The following is a 21,367-nucleotide window of genomic DNA, read 5'->3' on the forward strand; positions in this document are numbered from 1 at the left end:
GAATGAAAAAGAAAATTGCAGAATATGAAGTTGGTGAACAAGTCGATGTTTTCTTGTTAATTAAAACAGCGACAAAAGGTTTAGCAAGCAATGGGAAACCATTTTTAACAGTAATCTTACAAGATCCAAGTGGAGATATTGAAGCGAAGCTATGGGACGTATCGCCAGAAGTTGAGAAACAATATGTAGCAGAAACAATCGTTAAAGTAGCTGGTGACATTTTAAACTACAAAGGACGTATTCAATTACGTGTGAAACAAATCCGTGTTGCGAATGAAAATGAAGTAACAGATATCTCGGATTTCGTAGAAAAAGCACCAGTGAAAAAAGAAGATATGGTTGAAAAAATTACGCAATACATATTTGAAATGAGAAACCCGAACATTCAGCGTCTGACAAGACATTTGTTAAATAAGCATCAAAACGAATTTTTAGAATATCCAGCAGCGACAAAGAACCATCACGAGTTCGTATCTGGACTAGCTTATCACGTCGTATCGATGCTTGATTTAGCGAAAGCTATTGCGGCTTTATACCCATCGTTAGATAAAGACTTACTATATGCAGGCGTTATTTTACACGACCTTGGTAAAGTAATCGAATTATCTGGCCCAATTTCTACGACGTACACGTTAGAAGGAAATTTACTAGGCCACATTTCTATTATGGTGAACGAAATTGGTAAAGCGGCAGATGAGCTGAACATCGATGCAGAAGAAGTATTAATTCTTCAACACATCGTGCTTTCTCACCACGGAAAAGCAGAATGGGGTAGCCCAAAACCACCATTAGTAAAAGAAGCAGAAATTCTGCACTACATCGATAACTTAGATGCAAAAATGAACATGATGGACCGCGCATTAGGACGCACAAAACCAGGTGAATACACAGAGCGTGTCTTTGCTCTTGATAATCGTTCGTTCTATAAACCGACGTTCCATAATTAATAGTGTGAATAAAGTGGCCTCATTAAGTGTTAATAAGCTTAGTGGGGCTGTTGTATAATGATAATAAAGTTATTGAATTTTGATTATTAAAAGCTAAGAGCCTTACTACATTCTACGTAGCAAGGCTCTTTAAAGTTGTTTCAAATTACATCCATCTGTCCGTTCAAGTGTAACTATTCGTAATTATTTGATATTATACAGGTGAATAGAAAGATATATTAAAATTTAGTTTCGTAGTTGTAAAAGGAGGTTATTTATCCGACATTAACGGGCAGTAAAACTCCCACCTCAAAATTTGGCTGGAGCAAAGAAGTTAGGTGGGGGTCGGGCTGCCCGTAAACGTCCGATTGGTGAGGGCTGATTATAGGTTCACTTTATATTATTCTCTTATAATTTTCCAAAAAGGAGGGTTTATGAAAAAGATTATTGTTTTTGTATTAACGATATTTATATTATTCTCAGGATTTGCAACACAAAGTTATGCGTTGTCAGATTCGCAATCTGCGGCAATACAAGCGTTGCTAGATGATGCCTGTCGTATATCAGGTGTGCCGGGAATGTCAATCTCAATACTTGCTGATGATGAAGTGTTCTACTTTTCTTCAGGGTATGCAGACCGTGAAAATGGGTTGTCTGCAAGTGAAAATACACTCTATGAGTTAGCCTCGGTCAGTAAAGCTTTTACCGGTATGGGTATTATGCTGTTGGAAGAGCAAGGGCTGCTCTCAATGACTGACCCTGTCCAAAAATATTTACCTTGGTTTACGTTAAAGTATCAAGGGAAACCTGTTGATATGCAAAGTCTTACACTAAATAACTTTCTTCACCATACCAGTGGTCTAACAAATATTAGGCATACTCAAAATATTCCACAAGGCAATACACCGGATATGTTGCAAAAGACTGTGGAAATGCTCGTGGATGCTGAATTGGCGTTCCCTCCCGGTGAACAGTATAACTATGGAACCGTTAATTATGACGTATTGGGTTTGATTATTGAGATTGTGTCGCGACAAAGCTATGAAGACTTTATGAAGGAACAGGTATTTCAGCCGTTAGGTCTTCACCAGACGTATGCTTATAAAGAAGATGCTCAAGCCACTGGACAGTTGGCACAGGGCTACCGTTCTTCCTTTTTTATGACAACTCCATTTAAAGCTCCGGATTATGCTGGGAATAAACCCGCAGGCTACATCATTTCTAATACAAAAGATATGGCGCGTTGGATGGGCATACAGATGGGTATCGTGCAGGACATACCCGAAATATTTCACACGGTTATCGAAAAATCACATAGGGGTGATATGTCTGTTTCGGCTGTCAACGGTATGTATTATGCGGCAGGCTGGTCCGTAAACGCCGAACAAACGATTATAGAACACACTGGGGGCAATCCAAATTTCAGAACCGAAGTAGCCATACTGCTAAATGAACGAACAGCCGTCTCCTTGCTGAGCAACGGTGCAAATACCAATACAAACATGGTACTAAAAGTTAAAGATATATTAGAAGGCAATCTAACTCAGTCATATGAAATAAGCGGCACACAGCTTTTGGATATCATTTTGTCGTCTATCACAATTATTCTTTTCCTATTGGCTGTTTTGCTATTTCTCTTAGGATTACGCAGAAGGAGAACGAATGAGCGGCAGCCAATGACAAAAAAGAGAATAACCGTAACAGTTATTTTCCTGACCGCTACGATTGCCCTGGTTATACTGTGCTGTGCTTTCGATTGGTCAACAATACTTATGTGGCAAACATATAGTGTTCTTACAGCTTTGATTTCGTCAGCATTATTAACAGCAAGCATTACATGGTTTGTATACACTCACCGATAAAATACCTCGCTCCTAAGATAAGCATAATGTTAAGTCATTAAAGTCCGATTGGTGAGGGCTGATAATCAGTGGGGGGTGAAGAAAACCCCTACTGATTAAAGTTTCACTTTATTAAAAATAAAATAAAATAGTTAAGAAGTACGCATGGGCGTAACGAAGAACAAATAAAACATATCTTGCCACTAGAATGGGAGCATATCAACTTTTTAATTGAGTACCGCCAGCAGTTCAGAAAAAATACAATAAGCTGTCCATATGGGCAGCTTATTGTTATTCTACATTGTTCTTAAATAAACTTAATATTTGTTGAGCATCTGTATCCCTTATTATGTAATGTTCTAGATTTTTTTGTTCTTCATTATCTTGACGAGCAATTATAACTTTTTTATCCTCTAGCCAAATTAAATATGTTTCATTGGAATGATCTTGGTAATTTACATTCATTTGATAATCAATATTTGCTTTAGCCTCATCATCTAGCAAAAGAGGAATAACTCTTTCTCGATCCTTATCTATTCCTGTATGTTCCATGGATTTAATAATTTGATCAAACTCTAGATTTATAACTGCTTTTGTATTTTTTACCTTAGTGGATATAAGCTCAATTTTCTTTATTTCCTTGCCTTGAAAGAAAATAGGTTTACGATTTTCCTCTTGTTGTATTGAGGCAGTTTTTACTTTTGGTTGTTCAGTAGTAGATGTACTACCAGTGTTTGTCTCAGTCGAACAAGCGGATAGATATAGGAATAATGATAAGGTCAGTAATGATATATTTTTATTCATAAATTAACCCCTTTCTTTTATAGATAACATTCCTTTTCACCATGTAATAAACCTTTTTAAAGGGGAGAAGTTGTCTACTCTTCGTATGAATACTTTATCCCGCGTTAATGGACAGTAAAACCCCACTGATTATTAGCCTTCACTTTATCATTCTCCAGTTCAAAATGTTATCCAATAAAAAAATATCTCGAATTCGAGATAAATTACTTGCTTTTTAATCACTTGAGTTGTAAAGTGATAGTAACGAAAGCGATTGAGTCATATGAAAAACATACACTCACTTGCTTTCGATTAAAAAAACGAAGTAACTTATTCAGTAAAAACTAAGATGAATTTACAAAAACATAATGAGAATAAATTGAAAAGCTAAGAAGCATATTATTTTTTAGATATCACTTGACTAGTAAAATGAAACGGAGGAATTATCAATGTATGAAATTAAAGGGCATCATCACATTTCAATGGTTACAAAAAACGGAAGTGAGAATAATCATTTTTATAAAAACGTACTTGGTTTACGTCGTGTGAAAATGACGGTAAACCAAGATGATCCATCGATGTATCACTTATTTTACGGAGATAGAACAGGAAGCCCAGGTACGGAACTATCATTTTTTGAAATGCCTTTAGTAGGAAAAACATACCGTGGTACGAATGCAATTACGCGAATCGGATTACTCGTTCCTTCAGAGGAAAGCTTACATTACTGGAAAGAAAGATTTGAGAAATTTGGTGTGAAACATAGCGAAATAACAACATATGCAAATCGTCCTGCTTTGCAATTTGAGGATGCTGAAGGTCTTCGCCTCGTGCTAATCGTTTCAAACGGAGAAAAAGTGGAGCACTGGGAGACGTGGGAGAAATCAGAAGTTCCTGCTGAACATCAAATTCAAGGAATGGGTTCAGTGGAAATGACAGTGCGTAGACTTGATAAACTGGCGAGTACACTAACAGACATATTTGGTTATACAGAAGTTAGCCGAAGCGATGAAGAAGCGATTTTCCAGTCTATTAAAGGAGAAGCCTTTGGAGAAATCGTTGTGAAATATTTAGATGGTCCTACTGAAAAACCGGGCCGCGGTAGCATTCACCATTTAGCAATTCGTGTAAAAAACGATGCAGAGCTAGCTTATTGGGAAGAACAGGTGATACAAAAAGGTTTCCATTCTTCTGGAATTATCGACCGTTTCTACTTTAAAAGCTTATACTTCCGCGAATCAAATGGAATCCTATTTGAAATTGCGACAGATGGACCAGGATTTACAGTTGATGGAGATGTAGAGCATTTAGGAGAAAAACTTGATTTACCGCCGTTCTTAGAAGAAAAGCGAGCAGAAATTGAAGCGAAATTAGCACCTATTGAAGAGAAATAATAGAAGAAAAAATAAAACTTTAAAAACAACTGGAGGAATATAAAATGAACCAATTAAAAGGAATTCACCACGTTACAGCAATTACAAGTAGTGCAGAAAAGAACTATGAGTTTTTCACTCACGTTTTAGGAATGCGTTTAGTTAAAAAAACAGTAAACCAAGATGATATTCAAACGTACCATTTATTCTTCGCAGATGATAAAGGTAGTGCAGGAACAGATATGACATTCTTTGATTTCCCAGGTATTCCAAAAGGAGTACACGGTACAAATGAAATTTCAAAAACTTCATTCCGCGTTCCAACTGATGAAGCATTAACGTATTGGGTGAAACGCTTTGATCGTCTTGAAGTGGAGCATACAGGCATTAAAGAGCAATTTGGTAAGAAAACTCTTTCTTTCGTTGACTTTGACGATCAACACTATCAATTAATCTCAGATGAACTTGATAACGGGATAGAATCAGGTACACCGTGGCAAAATGGTCCAGTTCCATTAGAATATGCGATTACTGGCTTAGGCCCTGTATTCATCCGTATTGCAAACTTTAGTTTCTTTAAAGAAGTGTTAGAAAAAGTTCTATTATTTAAAGAGATTGCGCAAGAAGGAGAATTCTATTTATTTGAAGTAAACGAAGGCGGAAACGGTGCTTCTGTCATTGTAGAACATAATACGGTTCTTCCTGAAGCACAACAAGGATTTGGTACAGTGCACCATGCTGCATTCCGCGTAGAAGACCGCGCTGTATTAGAAGAATGGATTGAGAGAATCGGTAGCGTTGGCCTTCCGTCATCTGGATATGTAGATCGTCACTTCTTCGAGTCATTATATGCAAGAGTAGCACCGCAAATTTTATTTGAATTTGCAACAGACGGTCCAGGATTTATGGGAGATGAGCCATACGAAACACTTGGTGAAAAATTATCATTACCTCCGTTCCTAGAGCCAAAACGTGAAGAAATTGAAAAATTAGTTCGTCCAATTGATACAGTAAGAAGCACGAAGGAATTTATTAAAGAGTAACAATAGAGAGAATAGGTAGGAGAGCAAGTAGTTTTAGCGGAGTGCTGGAACTGCTTGTTTTTTTATTTGGGTAATTATCAAAGTGGATAATCTTTATAAAATAATTAATGAATTGTCAGTTAATTATGGAGAAATATTTATTTGTAGGATGATCAAAATGTATGTTTGAATTTTCTGTTATTATTTATAGAAGAGTACATAACAGATGATTAGGAGGGGTTTCATGATTACATCTACTACAAACGAAAAACTGACGCAGCTATTGAATGAATGGTATCTAGAGATTAGATCAAGACGTATAAGTAATGCAGAACGTCTAAAACAAGAACTTGATTTTAAATTTACTAAACTAAAAAAAGAGACTGGAGAAGGTTTGCAGGACCAAAATCTATTACTTTATTATTATTTGCTAGAATTTCGATATAACTATTTAATAGATAATCTAGGCTTATCTCAAGAGAGTTTTAACAAGATAGATTCGTTTGATCAACCAACAGATAATTTTTTAACTTATTATTATCACTTTTTTAAAGCAATACATGTTAGTGAGTTAGGAAATTTTCATCTGGCTAAAGAACATTATGAAAAGGCTGAAAGTTTTTTGAAGTATGTTCCTGATCAATTAGAAAAGGCTGAATTTTATTATAAGTTAGCTACATTTCATTATGATATACAACAAGCTTTGGTATCTATTAAACATGCAACGAAGGCAAAGGATATGTATTCAAATCATGATGGATATGAATTAAATGTAGCTTTTTGTGATAATATTTTAGGCTTAGCCTGTATGAACTTAAAGGAATGGGAATTAGCTGAAGAGCATTTCACAGCTGCTATGGATCAATTCCAAAAAATTGGTGAAGAAAAATTTATTATTATGGTTCGTCATAATTTAGGATGGATGTATTCTACGCAAAATTTATCTGCATTGGCAATTCGTTATCTTACTGAAGTAGTAGAAAAATCTCCTCAACATTATAAAGCTCTTTATGTAAAAGCAAAAGAGCATTACAAGTTAAAAGAGCATGAGATTGCAAATAAGCTTATAGAAAAAGGATTGAAGATTTGTAGAGATTCGAAAATTGAAGGCTATCAACACCATTATGAAATTTTAAATGCATTAAATCAAGGTGTAAAAGCGGAAGAATTAGAGGGTATTATTCTTAGAGGAATTACGTATTTTGAAAGAGAAGAGTTATATGATTATACTCAGGAGTATCAGGAAAAATTAGCAGTGAAATTTTATGAAGAAAACCTTTGGGAAAAGGCAAGTAAGTATTTTTATTTTAGTAAAAAAGCAAGGGAAAAACTTTTTGATAAGGGGGCTTTAAAATGAAAAAAATAGTAATCAAATTGTTAGGGATTGTAACAGTATTTACACTGACTTTAGGGGTGTATAGTTCAACAGATCATCAAAAAAGTCCAACACTAATGAAAGCTGAACATGGGGATTATGGTGGCTAAAAGAGAAAAAGGGATCTCACAATGAGGTCTCTTTTTTCTTTTTAGTTATAAAAGAATTGACTTACTTTAAATGTGTAACTATAATGGTTACAAAACAACCATCACTAATAGAAGTGAGTAATATTTTTTTGATATAATTGTAACTAAAGTAGTTACAATTAAAATTTATTATAAAACAACCAAATAATGTAAAAACTTTAAATAGCAACAAGAGAAAGGAGACGGGAATGTTGAAACGGTTTAAGTTTTATTTGATTAGTGGTATTGTGCTTGTTTTGCTTATCGTATGTAACTTCGTTGATAAGCCGATTGCGAAGGTTGAAGAAGTGAAAGATACTGTTATGATGAAGCTGCATACGAAAGAGAGTATGGCGCAGATTGATGGACAGACGATTTATTTTAAGCAAATTGGTGAGGGAAAACCGCCTTTACTTATGCTTCACGGGTTTGGTGGTTCATCTGATGGATTTAATGATATTTATCCGGAACTTGTACGAGATCACACGATTATAGCGGTTGATATTTTAGGGTTTGGACGTTCTTCTAAGCCAGTTGATTTTCAGTATTCGTTTCCTGCGCAAGTGAATTTATATTATAAGTTAATGAAAAAACTCGGATACGATCAATTTGCAGTACTTGGTCATTCGATGGGCGGAGAGATGTCTCTAAATTTAGCGTATTTATATCCGGATGCAGTAACGCATCTCATTTTAGCGGATTCTACAGGGATAGAGTCTTTCCAGCAAAAAGAAAGTTATGAAGTGCCGCCATTATCGACAGACTTACAAACTGTAACAGAGATTACGGATTATAATAAAAGTGCGGTGAAAAATAGTCGCGACGATAAAGAACATTATGATCAGCTTACGAAAATGAGAGAGCGCCGCATTGCGATGGAAGCAGACAAAATTAAGGTGCCGACTTTAATTATATGGGGACGACACGATAAGAGCGTTTCTTGGAAAAATGGTGAACTGTATCATCAGCTATTTACGGATAGTACGTTCCATATCATTGAGAAAGGATACCACGCACCGTTTCGCCAGGAACCAATAGAGTTTATGGAATATGTACAAGCGTTCTTCGCGAAGAATCCACAATAAAATTTAAGCATAAATCCACTTCTTTCCTCATACAGTGAAACTAATAAGGCTTGTCTAAGGAAAGGAATGAAGTACAGTGGAAACTTTACCATGGTGGGTGTATCTTGTAATCGTCGGGATCGTATTAAGTGGCTACATGGTTTTATATACTTCAAAAAAAGAGCAAGAGATGGATAATGAGTTTATCGAAAAAGAAGGCGAAGTGTATATGAAGCGTTTAGAAGAAGAGCGAGAGAAGCGGAATCAGGATAGTGATAAGGATTCGGTTTTATTATAATTAGAGAAGAGTGGATAACGTATTGTTATCCACTTTTTTATTTCCTGAAATATATCGACGATTTTTCAAATATATCGAACACAACTTGGAATATATCAACGATTTTTTCAATATATCGACGATTCGACATGGGATATCGACTTATCGACACGAAACGACAATGTTAAGGAGCGCAATTATTGTTCGGGAAATTATTATAGAAGAAAAATATATGAAATCGACACACTACATAGCCCCATTACAACCTGTAACGCACAAGTTGCACCACCTACGCAACGACAACTCGCTTTACTCTTCATCCGTTATTTGACCATACTAGACGGAGAGAGGTGATAAACACAGTATGATTTTTAGTGAACGTTTAAAAGAAGAACGAGAAAAACGAAATTGGTCGCAACATGATTTGGCTGAAAAAATTCATGTAAGTAGGCAGTCTGTTTCAAAATGGGAGACGGGAAAGAACTATCCGAGCATTGAAATTATTATTCATTTAAGTGATCTGTTCGGTATTACGATTGATGAGTTGCTAAGGAGTGATGAAGAGTTGACGCAAAAAGTAATTAACGATAGTAAACAGTTAGCATATCCAAAATGGAAGGTGTTTTTCGATAGTTTATTTATGATGGGTGTATTTTTATTTATTACAAAAATCGTTGTATGGATGCTAAATAAGTTTGCCGGAGCGAGCATTACACTTGTAGCAGATGCACCGTATGTAATGAATTTTTTACCTCTCATATTAATGGTTATAGGTGGAACGGCTTCTGATAAGTTAAAGAAAATATATAGATAATGAAAGAAATCCCCTTCACTAGCTGTTCTTTCCACTCAAATTGTGTACTATAAAGAATAGACAGGAAGGGGATATAGAATGGAATTTCATGAACAGAAGATTTTGCCGGCAGTGAGGCAAATTAAAGATTTGGAAAAGCTATTACATAGTTCATATGAGTATATTGTTATTTTAGATATTCATGTTGGTCAATTGAAGAGTGTTGTGTCACTTGCGAAGCAGCATAGTAAAAAGGTGTTTTTACATGTTGATTTAATCCATGGATTACAAAGTGATGGGCATGCGACGGAGTTTTTATGCCAAGAATATAAACCGTACGGGTTACTGTCGACAAAGGCGAGCGTGATTATGAAGGCGAAGCAAAAGGGTGTCGTCTCAATTCAACGCATCTTTTTAATTGATTCTAGCGCGATGGAAAAGAGCTGTAATTTGCTAGAAAAGACGAAGCCGGATTATATAGAGGTGCTCCCTGGTGCGCTAACGGATGTGATTGCTGAAGTGAAAGAGCGTACTGGTGTCCCGATTTTAGCGGGTGGTTTCATTCGTACTGTGCAAGATGTTGAAAGAGCTTTAAGTGCTGGTGCGACAGCAATTACGACATCAAAAAAAGAACTATGGAAACATTACCAAAAAAAGTGACGAAAATGTGAAAAAATTCTGTTGACACCGCTTTCATGAAAGGTTAACATTATAGACAAGTTAATAAACGTGACGGAGAAAAGAAGAGATCCACATTTCATTGTTTCTATATAAATTTATATAGAAGCGTGCAAAGCTGTGGGTCTTTTTCTTTTGACAAAAACGAATGGCCATTCATTTTACCTCTATCACATTTGAACGCATTTAAATTGATTGTGGAGGGATACTATGTCAGCATTTTTAGGAGAGTTAGTAGGGACTGCGTTGTTAATCTTACTTGGTGGCGGCGTTTGCGCTGGTGTAAGTTTAAAGAAATCGTTTGCGAAAGATTCTGGTTGGATTGTTATTACAATGGGCTGGGGCTTAGCAGTTGCTATGGCAGCGTATGCAGTTGGATCAATTAGTGGGGCACATTTGAATCCGGCTTTAACGATAGGATTAGCATTTAAGGGAGCGTTCCCATGGAGTGACGTACCAGGTTATATCGCAGCACAAATGATTGGGGCAATTATCGGGGCAGTTCTTGTATATTTACATTACTTACCACACTGGAAAGAAACAGAAGATCCAGGAACAAAATTAGGTGTATTTGCAACAGGCCCAGCAATTCCGAACACATTTACAAACCTTTTAAGTGAAATGATTGGAACATTCGTTTTAGTATTTGGTATATTAGCAATTGGAGCAAATAAATTTGCAGATGGATTAAATCCATTTATCGTAGGTTTCTTAATTGTAAGTATTGGTTTATCATTAGGTGGAACGACAGGATACGCGATTAACCCAGCTCGTGATTTAGGTCCGCGTATCGCACACTTCTTCCTTCCGATTGCAGGAAAAGGCGGTTCGAACTGGAAGTATGCATGGATTCCAGTAGTTGGTCCAATTCTAGGTGGATCACTTGCAGGATTATTCCATCAAGTTGTATTCGAAGGAAAACAAAATGCAGCACTTATTTATGTGATTATTGCAACTGTGATTGTACTAGCAATCTCTTATATGACAAGTAAAAAAAGTGAAAGCAATACAAATAGTAGAAAAGTAGCATAGGGGGAAACCATTATGAAAAAATATATTCTTTCTTTAGACCAAGGAACAACTAGCTCACGCGCAATTCTTTTCAATAAAAAAGGTGAAATTGTTCATTCAGCTCAAAAAGAGTTTACACAACATTTTCCAAAGCCAGGCTGGGTAGAGCATAACGCACAAGAAATTTGGGGATCTATTTTAGCAGTTATCGCAACTTGCTTAAGTGAAGCAGATGTAAAACCAGAACAAATCGCTGGTATCGGTATTACGAACCAACGTGAAACAGCGGTTGTATGGGATAAAACGACTGGAAAACCAATTTACAACGCAATCGTATGGCAATCTCGTCAAACAGTTGAAATTTGTGATGAGCTAAAAGAAAAAGGTTATAGCGAAATGGTTCGCGAAAAAACAGGTCTTTTAATTGACGCATACTTCTCTGGTACGAAAGTAAAATGGATTTTAGATAATGTTGAAGGTGCAAGAGAAAAAGCAGAAAACGGCGATCTATTATTCGGAACGATTGATACGTGGCTTGTATGGAAATTGTCTGGCGGTAAAGCGCACGTAACGGATTACTCAAATGCATCACGTACATTAATGTTTAACATTCACGACTTACAGTGGGATGATGAGCTTCTAGACATGTTAACAGTGCCAAAGAGCATGCTTCCAGAAGTACGTCCATCATCTGAAATATATGGCGAAACAATTGATTATCACTTCTTCGGTCAAAATGTACCGATCGCAGGTGTAGCTGGTGACCAACAAGCAGCATTATTTGGACAAGCTTGTTTCGGTGAAGGTATGGCGAAGAACACTTACGGAACTGGTTGCTTCATGTTAATGAACACAGGTGAAAAAGCAGTAGCTTCTGAGCATGGTCTATTAACAACAATTGCATGGGGTATAGATGGTAAAGTAAACTATGCATTAGAAGGAAGTATTTTCGTAGCAGGTTCTGCAATTCAATGGTTACGTGACGGAATGCGCATGTTTAAAGATGCAAGTGAGAGTGAAGTATATGCTTCTCGCGTTGAATCAACTGACGGTGTATACGTTGTACCAGCATTCGTAGGATTAGGTACACCATACTGGGATAGTGAAGTACGCGGCGCTATGTTTGGTGTAACGCGCGGTACGACGAAAGAGCATTTCATTCGTGCAACACTAGAATCTTTAGCGTACCAAACGAAAGATGTATTATGTGCAATGGAAGCAGATTCAGGTATTGAACTGAAAACATTACGCGTTGATGGCGGAGCAGTTAAAAATAACTTCTTAATGAAGTTCCAAAGTGATATTTTAGATGTTCCTGTAGAGCGTCCAGTAATCAATGAAACGACAGCTTTAGGTGCAGCATACTTAGCTGGTCTTGCGGTTGGATATTGGAAAAACCAAGATGAAATTAAAGAACAGTGGCATATGGACAAACGCTTTGAACCAACGATGGAAGCGGAAACAAGCGAAGAGCTATATGCTGGATGGAAAAAAGCGATTGAAGCAACAAAAGCTTTCAAATAATCATAAACAGTGTTATAATGGTGACAAGTTAATAATTCGGTAGGAGATTTGGAGAGACCACAACACGCTATAGAGGCGAAATCTATAGCGGAGTTCGTGGTCTCTTTTTTCGTTATCAAAGGGAGGAATTACCATGAAATTTTCAAGTAAACAACGTAAAGACGTATTAAACGGAGTAAATAAACAAGAGTTAGATGTGATCGTAATTGGTGGAGGTATTACTGGTTCTGGTATTGCATTAGATGGAGCAACACGCGGGTTATCAACAATTGTGTTTGAAATGCAGGACTTTGCAGCAGGTACATCAAGTCGTTCAACGAAGCTTGTACACGGTGGTCTACGTTATTTAAAACAACTTGAAGTGAAAATGGTAGCAGAGGTGGGGAAAGAGCGTGCGATCGTATATGAGAACGGTCCCCATGTAACAACACCAGAGTGGATGTTACTTCCGTTCCATACAGGCGGTACGTTCGGATCATTCAGTACATCAATTGGTCTTCGTGTATATGACTTCTTAGCAGGCGTAAAACGAAGCGAGCGCAGAAAAATGTTTAACCGTGAAGAAACATTAAACAAAGAGCCTCTTGTAAAAAAAGAAGGATTAAAAGGCGGCGGTTACTACGTAGAATATCGTACAGACGATGCGCGTCTTACAATTGAAGTAATGAAAGAAGCGATTGAACACGGTGCGAAAGCTGTTAACTACGCAAAAGTAGACAGTTTCTTATATAAAGATGGAAAAGTATGCGGTGTACGTGTAATCGATTTACTAGATGGCGAAGTATATGAAGTGTACGGTAAGAAAATTGTAAACGCAGCTGGCCCTTGGGTAGATACACTTCGTGAAAAAGATAACTCGAAAAAAGGGAAAGTACTTCAGTTATCAAAAGGTGTGCATTTAGTAATTGACCAAAAACGTTTCCCATTAGGGCAAGCTATTTACTTCGATACACCAGATAAACGTATGGTGTTCGCGATTCCTCGCGGCGGAAAAACATACGTAGGTACAACAGATACGTTCTATGATAAAGACGCAGCTGTACCGCACATGACAACAGAAGATCGCACATATATCATTAATGCGATTAACTACATGTTCCCAAGTGTGAAAATTACAGAAAAAGATGTGGAGTCAAGCTGGGCTGGTGTACGTCCGTTAATTTATGAAGAAGGTAAGAATGCATCTGAAATTTCTCGTAAAGATGAAATTTGGACTTCTGAATCTGGTTTAATTACAATCGCTGGTGGTAAATTAACAGGATACCGTAAAATGGCTGAAATGGTAGTAGACTACGTAACGAACTTACTACAAAAAGAGGGTCATAGTGCATATCCGAAGAGCGACACGAAACATATGCCAATCTCTGGTGGACATGTAAGTGGTTCACACGGATTCCCAGCATTCGTTGCGAAAAAAGCAGACGAAGGTACGAAATCTGGTTTAACGAAAGCACAAGCAGAAGAATTCGCGAAATTCTATGGCTCTAACGTTGACGTACTGTTCGACTTAGCGAAAAAACATAAAGACGAAGCGAAAGAATACAACATGCCGCTAGACGTTCTAATCCCACTTGTATACGCAATGGATTACGAAATGACAGCAAAACCAGTTGACTTCTTCGTACGCCGCAGAGGCGCTGTATTCTTCAACATTCACTGGGTATACGAGTGGAAAGAAGCAGTAATCAACTACATGGCTGCGAAACTAGGCTGGAGCAAAGAAGAGCAAATGAAATACACAGCAGAATTAGAAAAAGCATTAACAGACGCTGTCATTCCTGTAGATCAACAAGAACAAGCAGCTGCATTAGCGTAAAATAGAAACCACCTGAAGGGGAGCCTTTAGGTGGTTTTTATCTTGACTAAAAATAAATAAAATGTGTTACAATGATGATAGAGTATATAGTATGAATTTTGCATAAAATAAAGAAGACAGAAGCCTGAGAAACTTCTGCCTTGTGTAACCTAACTTGCTATTGTGGTGGTAGTAGGTGCGGTTATAAGACAATTACATTAACGTTTTAGCCGAGAACCGCCCTTACCTTTTCCACGAAGCAGGGTGGTTCTCGCTTTTTTGTATACAGAAATTAGCCACGGACCGACGTATCTTCTACCGATGACAACGCCAGCTCCGGTTAGGATACCATACACTAATTTAATTACAAACATCGCGATCATTTTATCACCTCCCCCTTTTTTTCAAAATGGAAGAGATGATTATCACACCTACTAGTTATAGCTTATTAAGTTACATTTCAATTGTATTATGTTTTAAAATAGGGAACAAGACAAATGAATACGGATATGAGGTGCAGCATGAAAAAATTAATTACGTATGATGCTGAAATCCAGATGGCATATCTGTATGTAATTCCATTCACTTCAGAAATTGAGATTGAATCGACTGAAGAATTGGAAGAAAATCCAAAACTAAATTTAGATATAGATCAATTTGATCGTATAGTGGGGATTGAGCTTTTTGGAGAAAATGCTCATAAATTAAAAGAATTAACAAATAGGAGTAAAATATATATAAAGAAAGCTTCAAACGATAATGCATACATATATTCATTTAGAGTTTCTCAGGATAATTATTTGCAAAAAGTGTTATTTCAAAATGTTGTATTTTATTTTTCAGATAAGCAGTATGAAGACTTTATTGGTTTTGATATTATGAAGCCCTCTTTGTATGGCCATGAAATATTAGATTCTTTAAGTGAGCGTTAGGAAGAAGGAGGACTCGATTAAATGGGTTCTCTTTTTCATTTAGCGGTCTTTAGAGCTGAGGGGAATCTTGACTATAAAAATCCTTATCACAAACTTAAAGAGCGCCTTGGGAGAGAGGCGCTCTTTAAGTAAATGTATTATAACGACTATTCGGTTTATTATATGTAAGTAGCTGGAAAGTGTTTTATAAAAATATTATTGCCATCCGTATTTTTTTATGAATTTATAAAACTTTTCCATACAGTGCGTCGTCTAATATATGGGAAGGAGGAAATGATGTGGATGAATTAACGGTAGAAGCGTTTGAAATAGAAGATAAGGAACTCCTTATCGATGAAATCATGAACAAGTATGGACAAGAAGTCTTACAACTTGTGTATTCATATGTGAATAATAAAGAGGTTGCTGAGGATGTAACGCAAGATATATTTGTGAAATGTTATAAATCTCTTCATACATACAAAGGGAAGTCGAATGTGAAAACGTGGTTATGGAGAATTGCGATTAATCAATGTAAGGACTATATAAAGAGTTGGTATAACAAAAAGGTGATCGTGGCAGAGGATGAATCTGCTTATATTGGGGTTCAAAATGATAGTGTCGAACAAATTGTCATTCAAAATGCGGAGGACCGTGAGCTCGCTTCTGCAGTGATGAGTTTACCGATAAAATATCGAGAAGTCATTTATCTATTTTATTATGAAGAACTACCAATTAAAGAAATTGCTATTGTAATAGACGTGAAAGAAAACACAATAAAAACGAGACTGAAAAAAGCGAAGGAGCTTTTGAAGAAAGGATTGGAGGAATAATCAAATGGAAGATCGATTAAAAGGCCTGCGAAAATCAATGGAGAATACAACGTTTAAACATTTGAGTTTTTCTGATCAACATCGAAAGCAGGTGCGCGAAAAAATCAATGCGTCAAACGAAAAAGAAGAGGACATCTCTTTAGCGATTTTACAACTCCTCAGTAATGAAAAAACAGGATACGAATTGTCACAGCTACTAAGAGGGAGAGGGATTCGAAAATTCGAAGGAAATGAAGGGTTTTTATATACCGTATTACATCGTCTAGAACAGAATCGTTTTATCCACTCAAGTTGGGATCATGAAGGAGCGAAATATTATCAACTAAATGATAAAGGAAGAAAGATGCTGCGAAAGGCAGAAAAAAATGCTACGAAGGTACAATTTATATTAAAAGGCTTAGTACAGGAGTGAGGCGAAATTGAATAAAAAAGGGGAGCGTTTTGTAAGCGAAGTTACGAATCATATTAAATCAAAAGAAGCAAAGAGCTTTGTAGCAACTGAACTAGAGTTTCACTTAAAACAGGCGAAGAACACATGGACAGAAAAAGGTTTAAGTGAGGAAGTTGCTGAAAATAAAGCTGTGGAACAAATGGGAAGTCCAATTAAACTAGGGCAGGAGCTTAATAAACTGCATAAGCCAAAGGTGGATTGGTTCTTACTTATTTTATTAGTGGCTGCTATGGGGTTAGGGTTTTTACCGGTTATAGCTTTTGGATATATGAATGATTTACTAATGAATAAAGTGATATCTGTTATTCTCGGTATTGTAACAGTTGTAGTTATGATGCTGACTGATTATCGGAAATTAGAAAGATTAGGATGGCTATTTTATACAATTGGTGCACTTATTTTGTTAATATTAAATTGTTTTCCGAGTGCTTACGTGAATGGAGAACCGTTAATAAAAATTGGTCCCGTTGCAATTGGTCGTTTAATGGTATTGCCGTTCTTTTTTCTAGCTTGGGCTTCTTTTTTCAATAATAGTAGGTTGAAAGTTAGATACTTTGTGGCTTTATATTTATTTTCTTTGTATTTATTTTTATTTGGATCAGATATTTCAACAATTTTTATTTATATCACGATGGTATTCGTTATGCTTTGGTGGAGTAAGTTAGGAAAGAAAAAGGCATTGATTATTACGGTTGTACCCATTTGTTTATTTATTATTAAGGTATCCTTTTCCATGGTCTCAGCAAAAAGATATTACTTGGAGAGATTTTTAGGGTATATAAATCCAGAGCGTGATGCACATGGCGCAGGGTTTATGTATATACGTTTAAAAGAGGTAATGTCGTCAGCAGGTTGGTTTGGTACAGCTGGAGATACAAAGTTCATCCCTGCTGCGGATACTGATTTTGTGTTTGCAAGTTTGACTTACTATTATGGGTATTGGCTTGCGCTCATTCTTGTCTTCGTTCTTTCTCTTTTTGCAGCAAGATTAGTAGTCATATCTTATAAAATAAATGATCGGTATGGTAAATTGCTACTTGTTGGTGGAGTGACTCTTTTTGTATTCCAGTTCATTTATAATGTTGGAATGATACTAGGATTATTGCCGCATGCTGCTATATCCTTACCTTTTATTAGCTACGGATTAACGCCGACTGTATTTCATGCGCTTATAATGGGGATTGTGCTGAGTGTATATCGACGTAAAGATATGTCGTTTAGAATGAGAAAAACACCTTGATACTTATTATAAGTTGTATATGAAATTCATTATTTGGCACAAGTGGAAATGAAGATATTTTAATTGCTTTTTTAAATGCGATGTTACAGGATTCTTTAGAATCACCCATTGTTTCGTTACAATTTGCAGATCCACATTTACACAGGGAACATGAAGAAGATAAGTTATCTATCTTAGATATTTCAGCTACATTAGACACAGGAACAAAAGTCAATGTAGAAATACAACTCAATAATAATCATGATATGATTAAACGTAGTTTATATTATTGGGGAAGGCTATACACATCTCAACTTCAAAAGGGAATGCCATACAGCTCTCTTCATAAAACAATTACAATCAATTTGTTAAATTTCGTTATGTTTCCTGAATACGAGGCATTCCACACAACAGGAGTTTTATGGAATCGACAACAACATAAAATGTTGAGTAGTGATATCGAAGTTCACATTGTAGAGATTTCGAAACTTATGCAACAGTGGCGGAATGAACAAGTAAATCCTTGGGAAGATTTGTTTGTTCGTTGGTTATTATTACTTCCGGCAAACGAGGATGAACAACTAACCCAAACATTGGAGGACATTGCGATGAACCAAGATCCGATTTTACAAAAAGCGATGAATAAATGGGAGCGTATGAGTCAAGATTCTTCTTTCCGACAAGCATATGAGGCAAGAGAGAAAGCTTTGATGGATGAAGCTGCAAAGTTCGCTCATGCTCGTAATGAAGGAAAGAAAGAGGGGATTGAAGAAGGTAAGATTCAATTAATTCGTGGAATGCATAAAAATGGAATGACAATCGAAGATATTGCAAAGTTTACAAATTTACGTTTAGAAGAAATACGAAGCATTTTACAAGTCTAAATGATAAAAAGAACACCTCCATTAAATTTGCATACTTAATATGCGAATTCGGGAGGTGTTTTAATATGTGTCCCGTTTTCGGGGCTCACTTCAATTATCAAGGTGTTTTCATTATAAGCTCAAAACTCTCCGCATCAGCCCCAAGTATAAAAGGACTAACCTCGCCAACGCTATAAAGTTGCAATTCATGCATTGCACGCGTGCAAGCAGTGTAGAACAATCTACGAACGCTCTCGTCGCTGTATACATCTTTAGAAGCATTGTAAATAATAACAGCATCAAATTCGATACCTTTTGCTAAGTAAGCAGGAATCACGACAATGCCTTGCTCATACTCGGCTGAGTTACTTTTCACAAGTTTAATATTCTCGATATGACTAAGTGCTTCGTAGGCAGCGGCGCTTTCAGCTGCAGATTTACATATAATTGCGATCGTATTGTGCTGTTGTTTTTGTAGTTCAGCAACTTTGGCAGTAATATGTTCATGCAGTTCGCTGTCATTTGATACTTTCGTCACTGTAGGTTTCTCGCCGTCACGTTCAAAGGCGTGAATGTTCTCTCCTTCCGGTACGAGAGCACGTGTAAATTCAATAATCGGTTTTGTTGAGCGATAGCTACGAGTTAAGTTGATACCGTTCGTTTCATCTGGTCCGTATAAGCTAGTAAGTGTATTGAAATTCACTGCTTCACTCGCATGGGCAAATATCGCTTGGTTAAAGTCCCCGAGTACAGTCATTCTTGCAGCAGGGAAGAGGCGTTTTAAAAACTCAAACTGAAACGGCGAGTAATCTTGCGCTTCGTCTACGAGTACGTGTTTAATCGATCTGTTCGTTTGGAAGCCTTCAATTAATTCTTTTAAAAGTAAAAATGGAGTCGCATCCTCATAATATAGCTTTCCTTCATCAAGCATGTTTACTGTTAATGAGCAAATGTCATCCCACTCTTTCGGTTTTTCCCCAGTAACCCATGATGCATCTGTGAAGAGTTGTTTATATATGCCTGTGAAATTGATGAAGCGCAATGTTTGAACGCCTTTACGAAGTGGCTTCAATTTTTTACGGACAATCATACGTCCAAGTACTTTCGTTTCTTTCTCATAATCATGAAAGGAGTTGTCTTCGAACTCGCCTTTTTTCTGTAAATATTTATAAGCCTTTTGGTATTCATCTTTACTAAGTAATTCAATTTCTTCTTCTACCCAAGGCTTTTTCAGTTCTGTTTTTTCAATTGCATCTATTTGTTTATTTAGCCAATCCGTTAACTTTTCAATTCGATTATGGAAGCGGAGGGAGGAGTCCGTATTATAAAATTGTTCTGTAATTTCTTTAGCAGAAACAATTAACTTTCCTCTAAATTTCATTCCTCTAAATAGCATACCTGAAGATTCAAGAGATTGTCTGTACGCTCTAATCATTTCGAAAAATTGAGTAGATGCTTTAAAGCGAATGCTAGCATTTCTCGTTTTATAGGTAGGGCTATTCGTTTCAGTTAACATATATTCTAATTGTTCATAAGGGTCTTCAACGTCGAATGCCTTACTGAGTCTATGGTTTAAATATTCTTGGAATGTAACTTGCTGCATATTTTCTTCGCCGAGTTCAGGTAGTACGTTAGAAACGTAGCTATTGAACATAGAGTTAGGGGAGAAGAGAATAATTTGATCTGCTTTTAACCATTCACGATATTTATATAGTAAGTAGGCGATTCGTTGCAATGCAGCTGACGTTTTCCCGCTACCAGCAGCTCCTTGCACGATAAGTAGTCGGCCTTCATCGTGACGGATAATTTCATTTTGCTCGCGCTGAATTGTAGCGACGATGCTTTGCATATGTTTGTTCGTACCTTTTCCGAGCGCTTGTTGCAAAATTTCATCGCCAATTGTAAGGCTCGTATCGAACATAGAATCAATCTCGCCATTTTGAATAATGTATTGTAATTTTTTCTCCACATTACCGTGAATTACGCCGCCTGGTGTACTGTATTCAGCTGGCCCTGGTGGATAATCGTAGTACACACTCGAAATAGGTGCGCGCCAGTCATATATAAGAAAGTTTTCTCCGCTTGCATCAGTAAGTGTAGCTACGCCGATATAAATTTGATCCGCAGCAGATTCTCCTTCTTCTTTGAAATCAATTCGTCCGAAATAAGGTGCTTTATGCATACGTCTTAATGCGGCAAGTCGATTAAAGGTGTGCTTATGGGTAATTTGTGTGACAGCTAGTGACTGAGCTTGTTGTCTTAAGTTGATAACTGTTTCAAGGTAATCATCGAAAGTATCGGTATTCACTTTCACGTCATCCCAAAAGTGTTTACGAATATGGATTACTTCTGCCCGGCGTCTGCCAGTTTCATTCTCCAGTTTATCAATTTGCTCCGTAATCGTTTCAATTACGGTATCCAATCGTTTTTGCTCTTGATCAAGTTTTTTGTTCATATGTAAGCACTCCTTTAAAAGTGAAAAATAGAGGTTGACTGAAGA

20 protein-coding genes and 1 pseudogene are annotated in these 21,367 nt (G+C 36.7%); 18 read left to right on the forward strand and 3 right to left on the reverse strand.

The features are described 5' to 3' along the window. Positions 1-2 precede the first annotated feature (2 nt). Both yhaM and ABH961_RS00570 read left to right on the forward strand, forming a co-directional pair. On the forward strand, positions 3-947 hold the full coding sequence (gene yhaM / locus ABH961_RS00565; RefSeq protein WP_064473804.1) for a 3'-5' exoribonuclease YhaM: 945 nt from the start codon (positions 3-5) through the stop codon (positions 945-947). 413 nt (positions 948-1,360) lie between these two features. Then, positions 1,361-2,788 carry a serine hydrolase domain-containing protein gene (locus ABH961_RS00570; RefSeq protein WP_098079741.1) on the forward strand — a complete coding sequence of 476 codons (1,428 nt, stop codon included), beginning with the start codon at positions 1,361-1,363 and terminating at the stop codon, positions 2,786-2,788. A gap of 270 nt (positions 2,789-3,058) precedes the next feature. Here the strand turns inward: ABH961_RS00570 and ABH961_RS00575 are convergent, their stop codons facing one another. Next, complete coding sequence (locus ABH961_RS00575; RefSeq protein WP_076535881.1) at positions 3,059-3,571, reverse strand: hypothetical protein; 513 nt, start codon at positions 3,569-3,571, stop codon at positions 3,059-3,061. 428 nt (positions 3,572-3,999) lie between these two features. Here ABH961_RS00575 and ABH961_RS00580 point away from each other — a divergent pair, with 428 nt between their 5' ends. The 11 genes from ABH961_RS00580 (at position 4,000) to glpD (ending at position 14,611) form a co-directional block, all read left to right on the forward strand. Next, entirely contained in the window at positions 4,000-4,944 is a 945-nt protein-coding gene (locus tag ABH961_RS00580) for a ring-cleaving dioxygenase (RefSeq protein ID WP_098079739.1), read from the forward strand. Positions 4,945-4,988: 44 nt separating this feature from the next. Further along, complete coding sequence (locus ABH961_RS00585) at positions 4,989-5,966, forward strand: ring-cleaving dioxygenase (protein WP_098079737.1); 978 nt, start codon at positions 4,989-4,991, stop codon at positions 5,964-5,966. 223 nt (positions 5,967-6,189) lie between these two features. Beyond that, positions 6,190-7,302: a response regulator aspartate phosphatase gene (locus ABH961_RS00590; RefSeq protein WP_098079735.1), complete on the forward strand. Its 1,113-nt coding sequence runs from the start codon at positions 6,190-6,192 to the stop codon at positions 7,300-7,302. Further along, positions 7,299-7,430 carry a hypothetical protein gene (locus ABH961_RS00595; RefSeq protein WP_080492516.1) on the forward strand — a complete coding sequence of 44 codons (132 nt, stop codon included), beginning with the start codon at positions 7,299-7,301 and terminating at the stop codon, positions 7,428-7,430. The genes ABH961_RS00590 and ABH961_RS00595 overlap by 4 nt, the downstream gene beginning before the upstream one ends. Before the next feature lie 230 nt (positions 7,431-7,660). Beyond that, complete coding sequence (locus tag ABH961_RS00600; RefSeq protein WP_141497637.1) at positions 7,661-8,533, forward strand: alpha/beta fold hydrolase; 873 nt, start codon at positions 7,661-7,663, stop codon at positions 8,531-8,533. Positions 8,534-8,609: 76 nt separating this feature from the next. After that, entirely contained in the window at positions 8,610-8,810 is a 201-nt protein-coding gene (locus tag ABH961_RS00605) for a sporulation YhaL family protein (RefSeq protein ID WP_000449229.1), read from the forward strand. Between the two features lie 343 nt (positions 8,811-9,153). Continuing rightward, a complete protein-coding gene (locus ABH961_RS00610; protein WP_098079730.1) occupies positions 9,154-9,603 on the forward strand; it encodes a helix-turn-helix domain-containing protein in 450 nt (149 codons plus the stop codon). A gap of 78 nt (positions 9,604-9,681) precedes the next feature. After that, positions 9,682-10,242, forward strand: a complete 561-nt coding sequence (gene glpP / locus ABH961_RS00615; RefSeq protein WP_000394296.1) for a glycerol uptake operon antiterminator GlpP — start codon at positions 9,682-9,684, stop codon at positions 10,240-10,242. 228 nt (positions 10,243-10,470) lie between these two features. Continuing rightward, positions 10,471-11,292, forward strand: coding sequence for a glycerol uptake facilitator protein GlpF (glpF, locus tag ABH961_RS00620; RefSeq protein ID WP_001272205.1), 822 nt, complete (start codon positions 10,471-10,473; stop codon positions 11,290-11,292). A gap of 12 nt (positions 11,293-11,304) precedes the next feature. Continuing rightward, on the forward strand, positions 11,305-12,795 hold the full coding sequence (glpK, locus tag ABH961_RS00625; protein WP_000760000.1) for a glycerol kinase GlpK: 1,491 nt from the start codon (positions 11,305-11,307) through the stop codon (positions 12,793-12,795). A 133-nt stretch (positions 12,796-12,928) separates the two neighbouring features. Next, positions 12,929-14,611: an aerobic glycerol-3-phosphate dehydrogenase gene (gene glpD / locus ABH961_RS00630; RefSeq protein WP_000672824.1), complete on the forward strand. Its 1,683-nt coding sequence runs from the start codon at positions 12,929-12,931 to the stop codon at positions 14,609-14,611. 197 nt (positions 14,612-14,808) lie between these two features. Here the strand turns inward: glpD and ABH961_RS00635 are convergent, their stop codons facing one another. After that, positions 14,809-14,973, reverse strand: coding sequence for a hypothetical protein (locus tag ABH961_RS00635; protein ID WP_000561154.1), 165 nt, complete (start codon positions 14,971-14,973; stop codon positions 14,809-14,811). 138 nt (positions 14,974-15,111) lie between these two features. On the opposite strand from ABH961_RS00635, the gene ABH961_RS00640 reads away from it, so the two are divergent. The 5 genes and pseudogenes from ABH961_RS00640 to ABH961_RS00660 form a co-directional block, all read left to right on the forward strand. Then, complete coding sequence (locus ABH961_RS00640) at positions 15,112-15,522, forward strand: DUF2283 domain-containing protein (RefSeq protein WP_098079728.1); 411 nt, start codon at positions 15,112-15,114, stop codon at positions 15,520-15,522. Between the two features lie 278 nt (positions 15,523-15,800). Continuing rightward, positions 15,801-16,334, forward strand: a complete 534-nt coding sequence (locus ABH961_RS00645; RefSeq protein ID WP_098079726.1) for a sigma-70 family RNA polymerase sigma factor — start codon at positions 15,801-15,803, stop codon at positions 16,332-16,334. Between the two features lie 4 nt (positions 16,335-16,338). Beyond that, the gene (locus ABH961_RS00650) at positions 16,339-16,746 is read left to right on the forward strand and encodes a PadR family transcriptional regulator (protein ID WP_098079724.1); all 408 of its coding nucleotides are present in this window, start codon (positions 16,339-16,341) and stop codon (positions 16,744-16,746) included. A gap of 7 nt (positions 16,747-16,753) precedes the next feature. Beyond that, positions 16,754-18,025 carry an FtsW/RodA/SpoVE family cell cycle protein gene (locus ABH961_RS00655; protein ID WP_098079722.1) on the forward strand — a complete coding sequence of 424 codons (1,272 nt, stop codon included), beginning with the start codon at positions 16,754-16,756 and terminating at the stop codon, positions 18,023-18,025. A 29-nt stretch (positions 18,026-18,054) separates the two neighbouring features. Beyond that, positions 18,055-18,888: pseudogene (locus ABH961_RS00660) on the forward strand (Rpn family recombination-promoting nuclease/putative transposase); the annotation flags it as partial. A gap of 97 nt (positions 18,889-18,985) precedes the next feature. On the opposite strand, the gene helD reads toward ABH961_RS00660, so the two are convergent. Then, positions 18,986-21,322, reverse strand: coding sequence for an RNA polymerase recycling motor HelD (gene helD / locus ABH961_RS00665; RefSeq protein ID WP_098079720.1), 2,337 nt, complete (start codon positions 21,320-21,322; stop codon positions 18,986-18,988). Positions 21,323-21,367: the final 45 nt, after the last annotated feature.

This window comes from Bacillus sp. RC251 (genome assembly GCF_044908765.1).
In the GTDB taxonomy this organism is placed as follows: Bacteria; Bacillota; Bacilli; order Bacillales; family Bacillaceae_G; genus Bacillus_A; species Bacillus_A wiedmannii.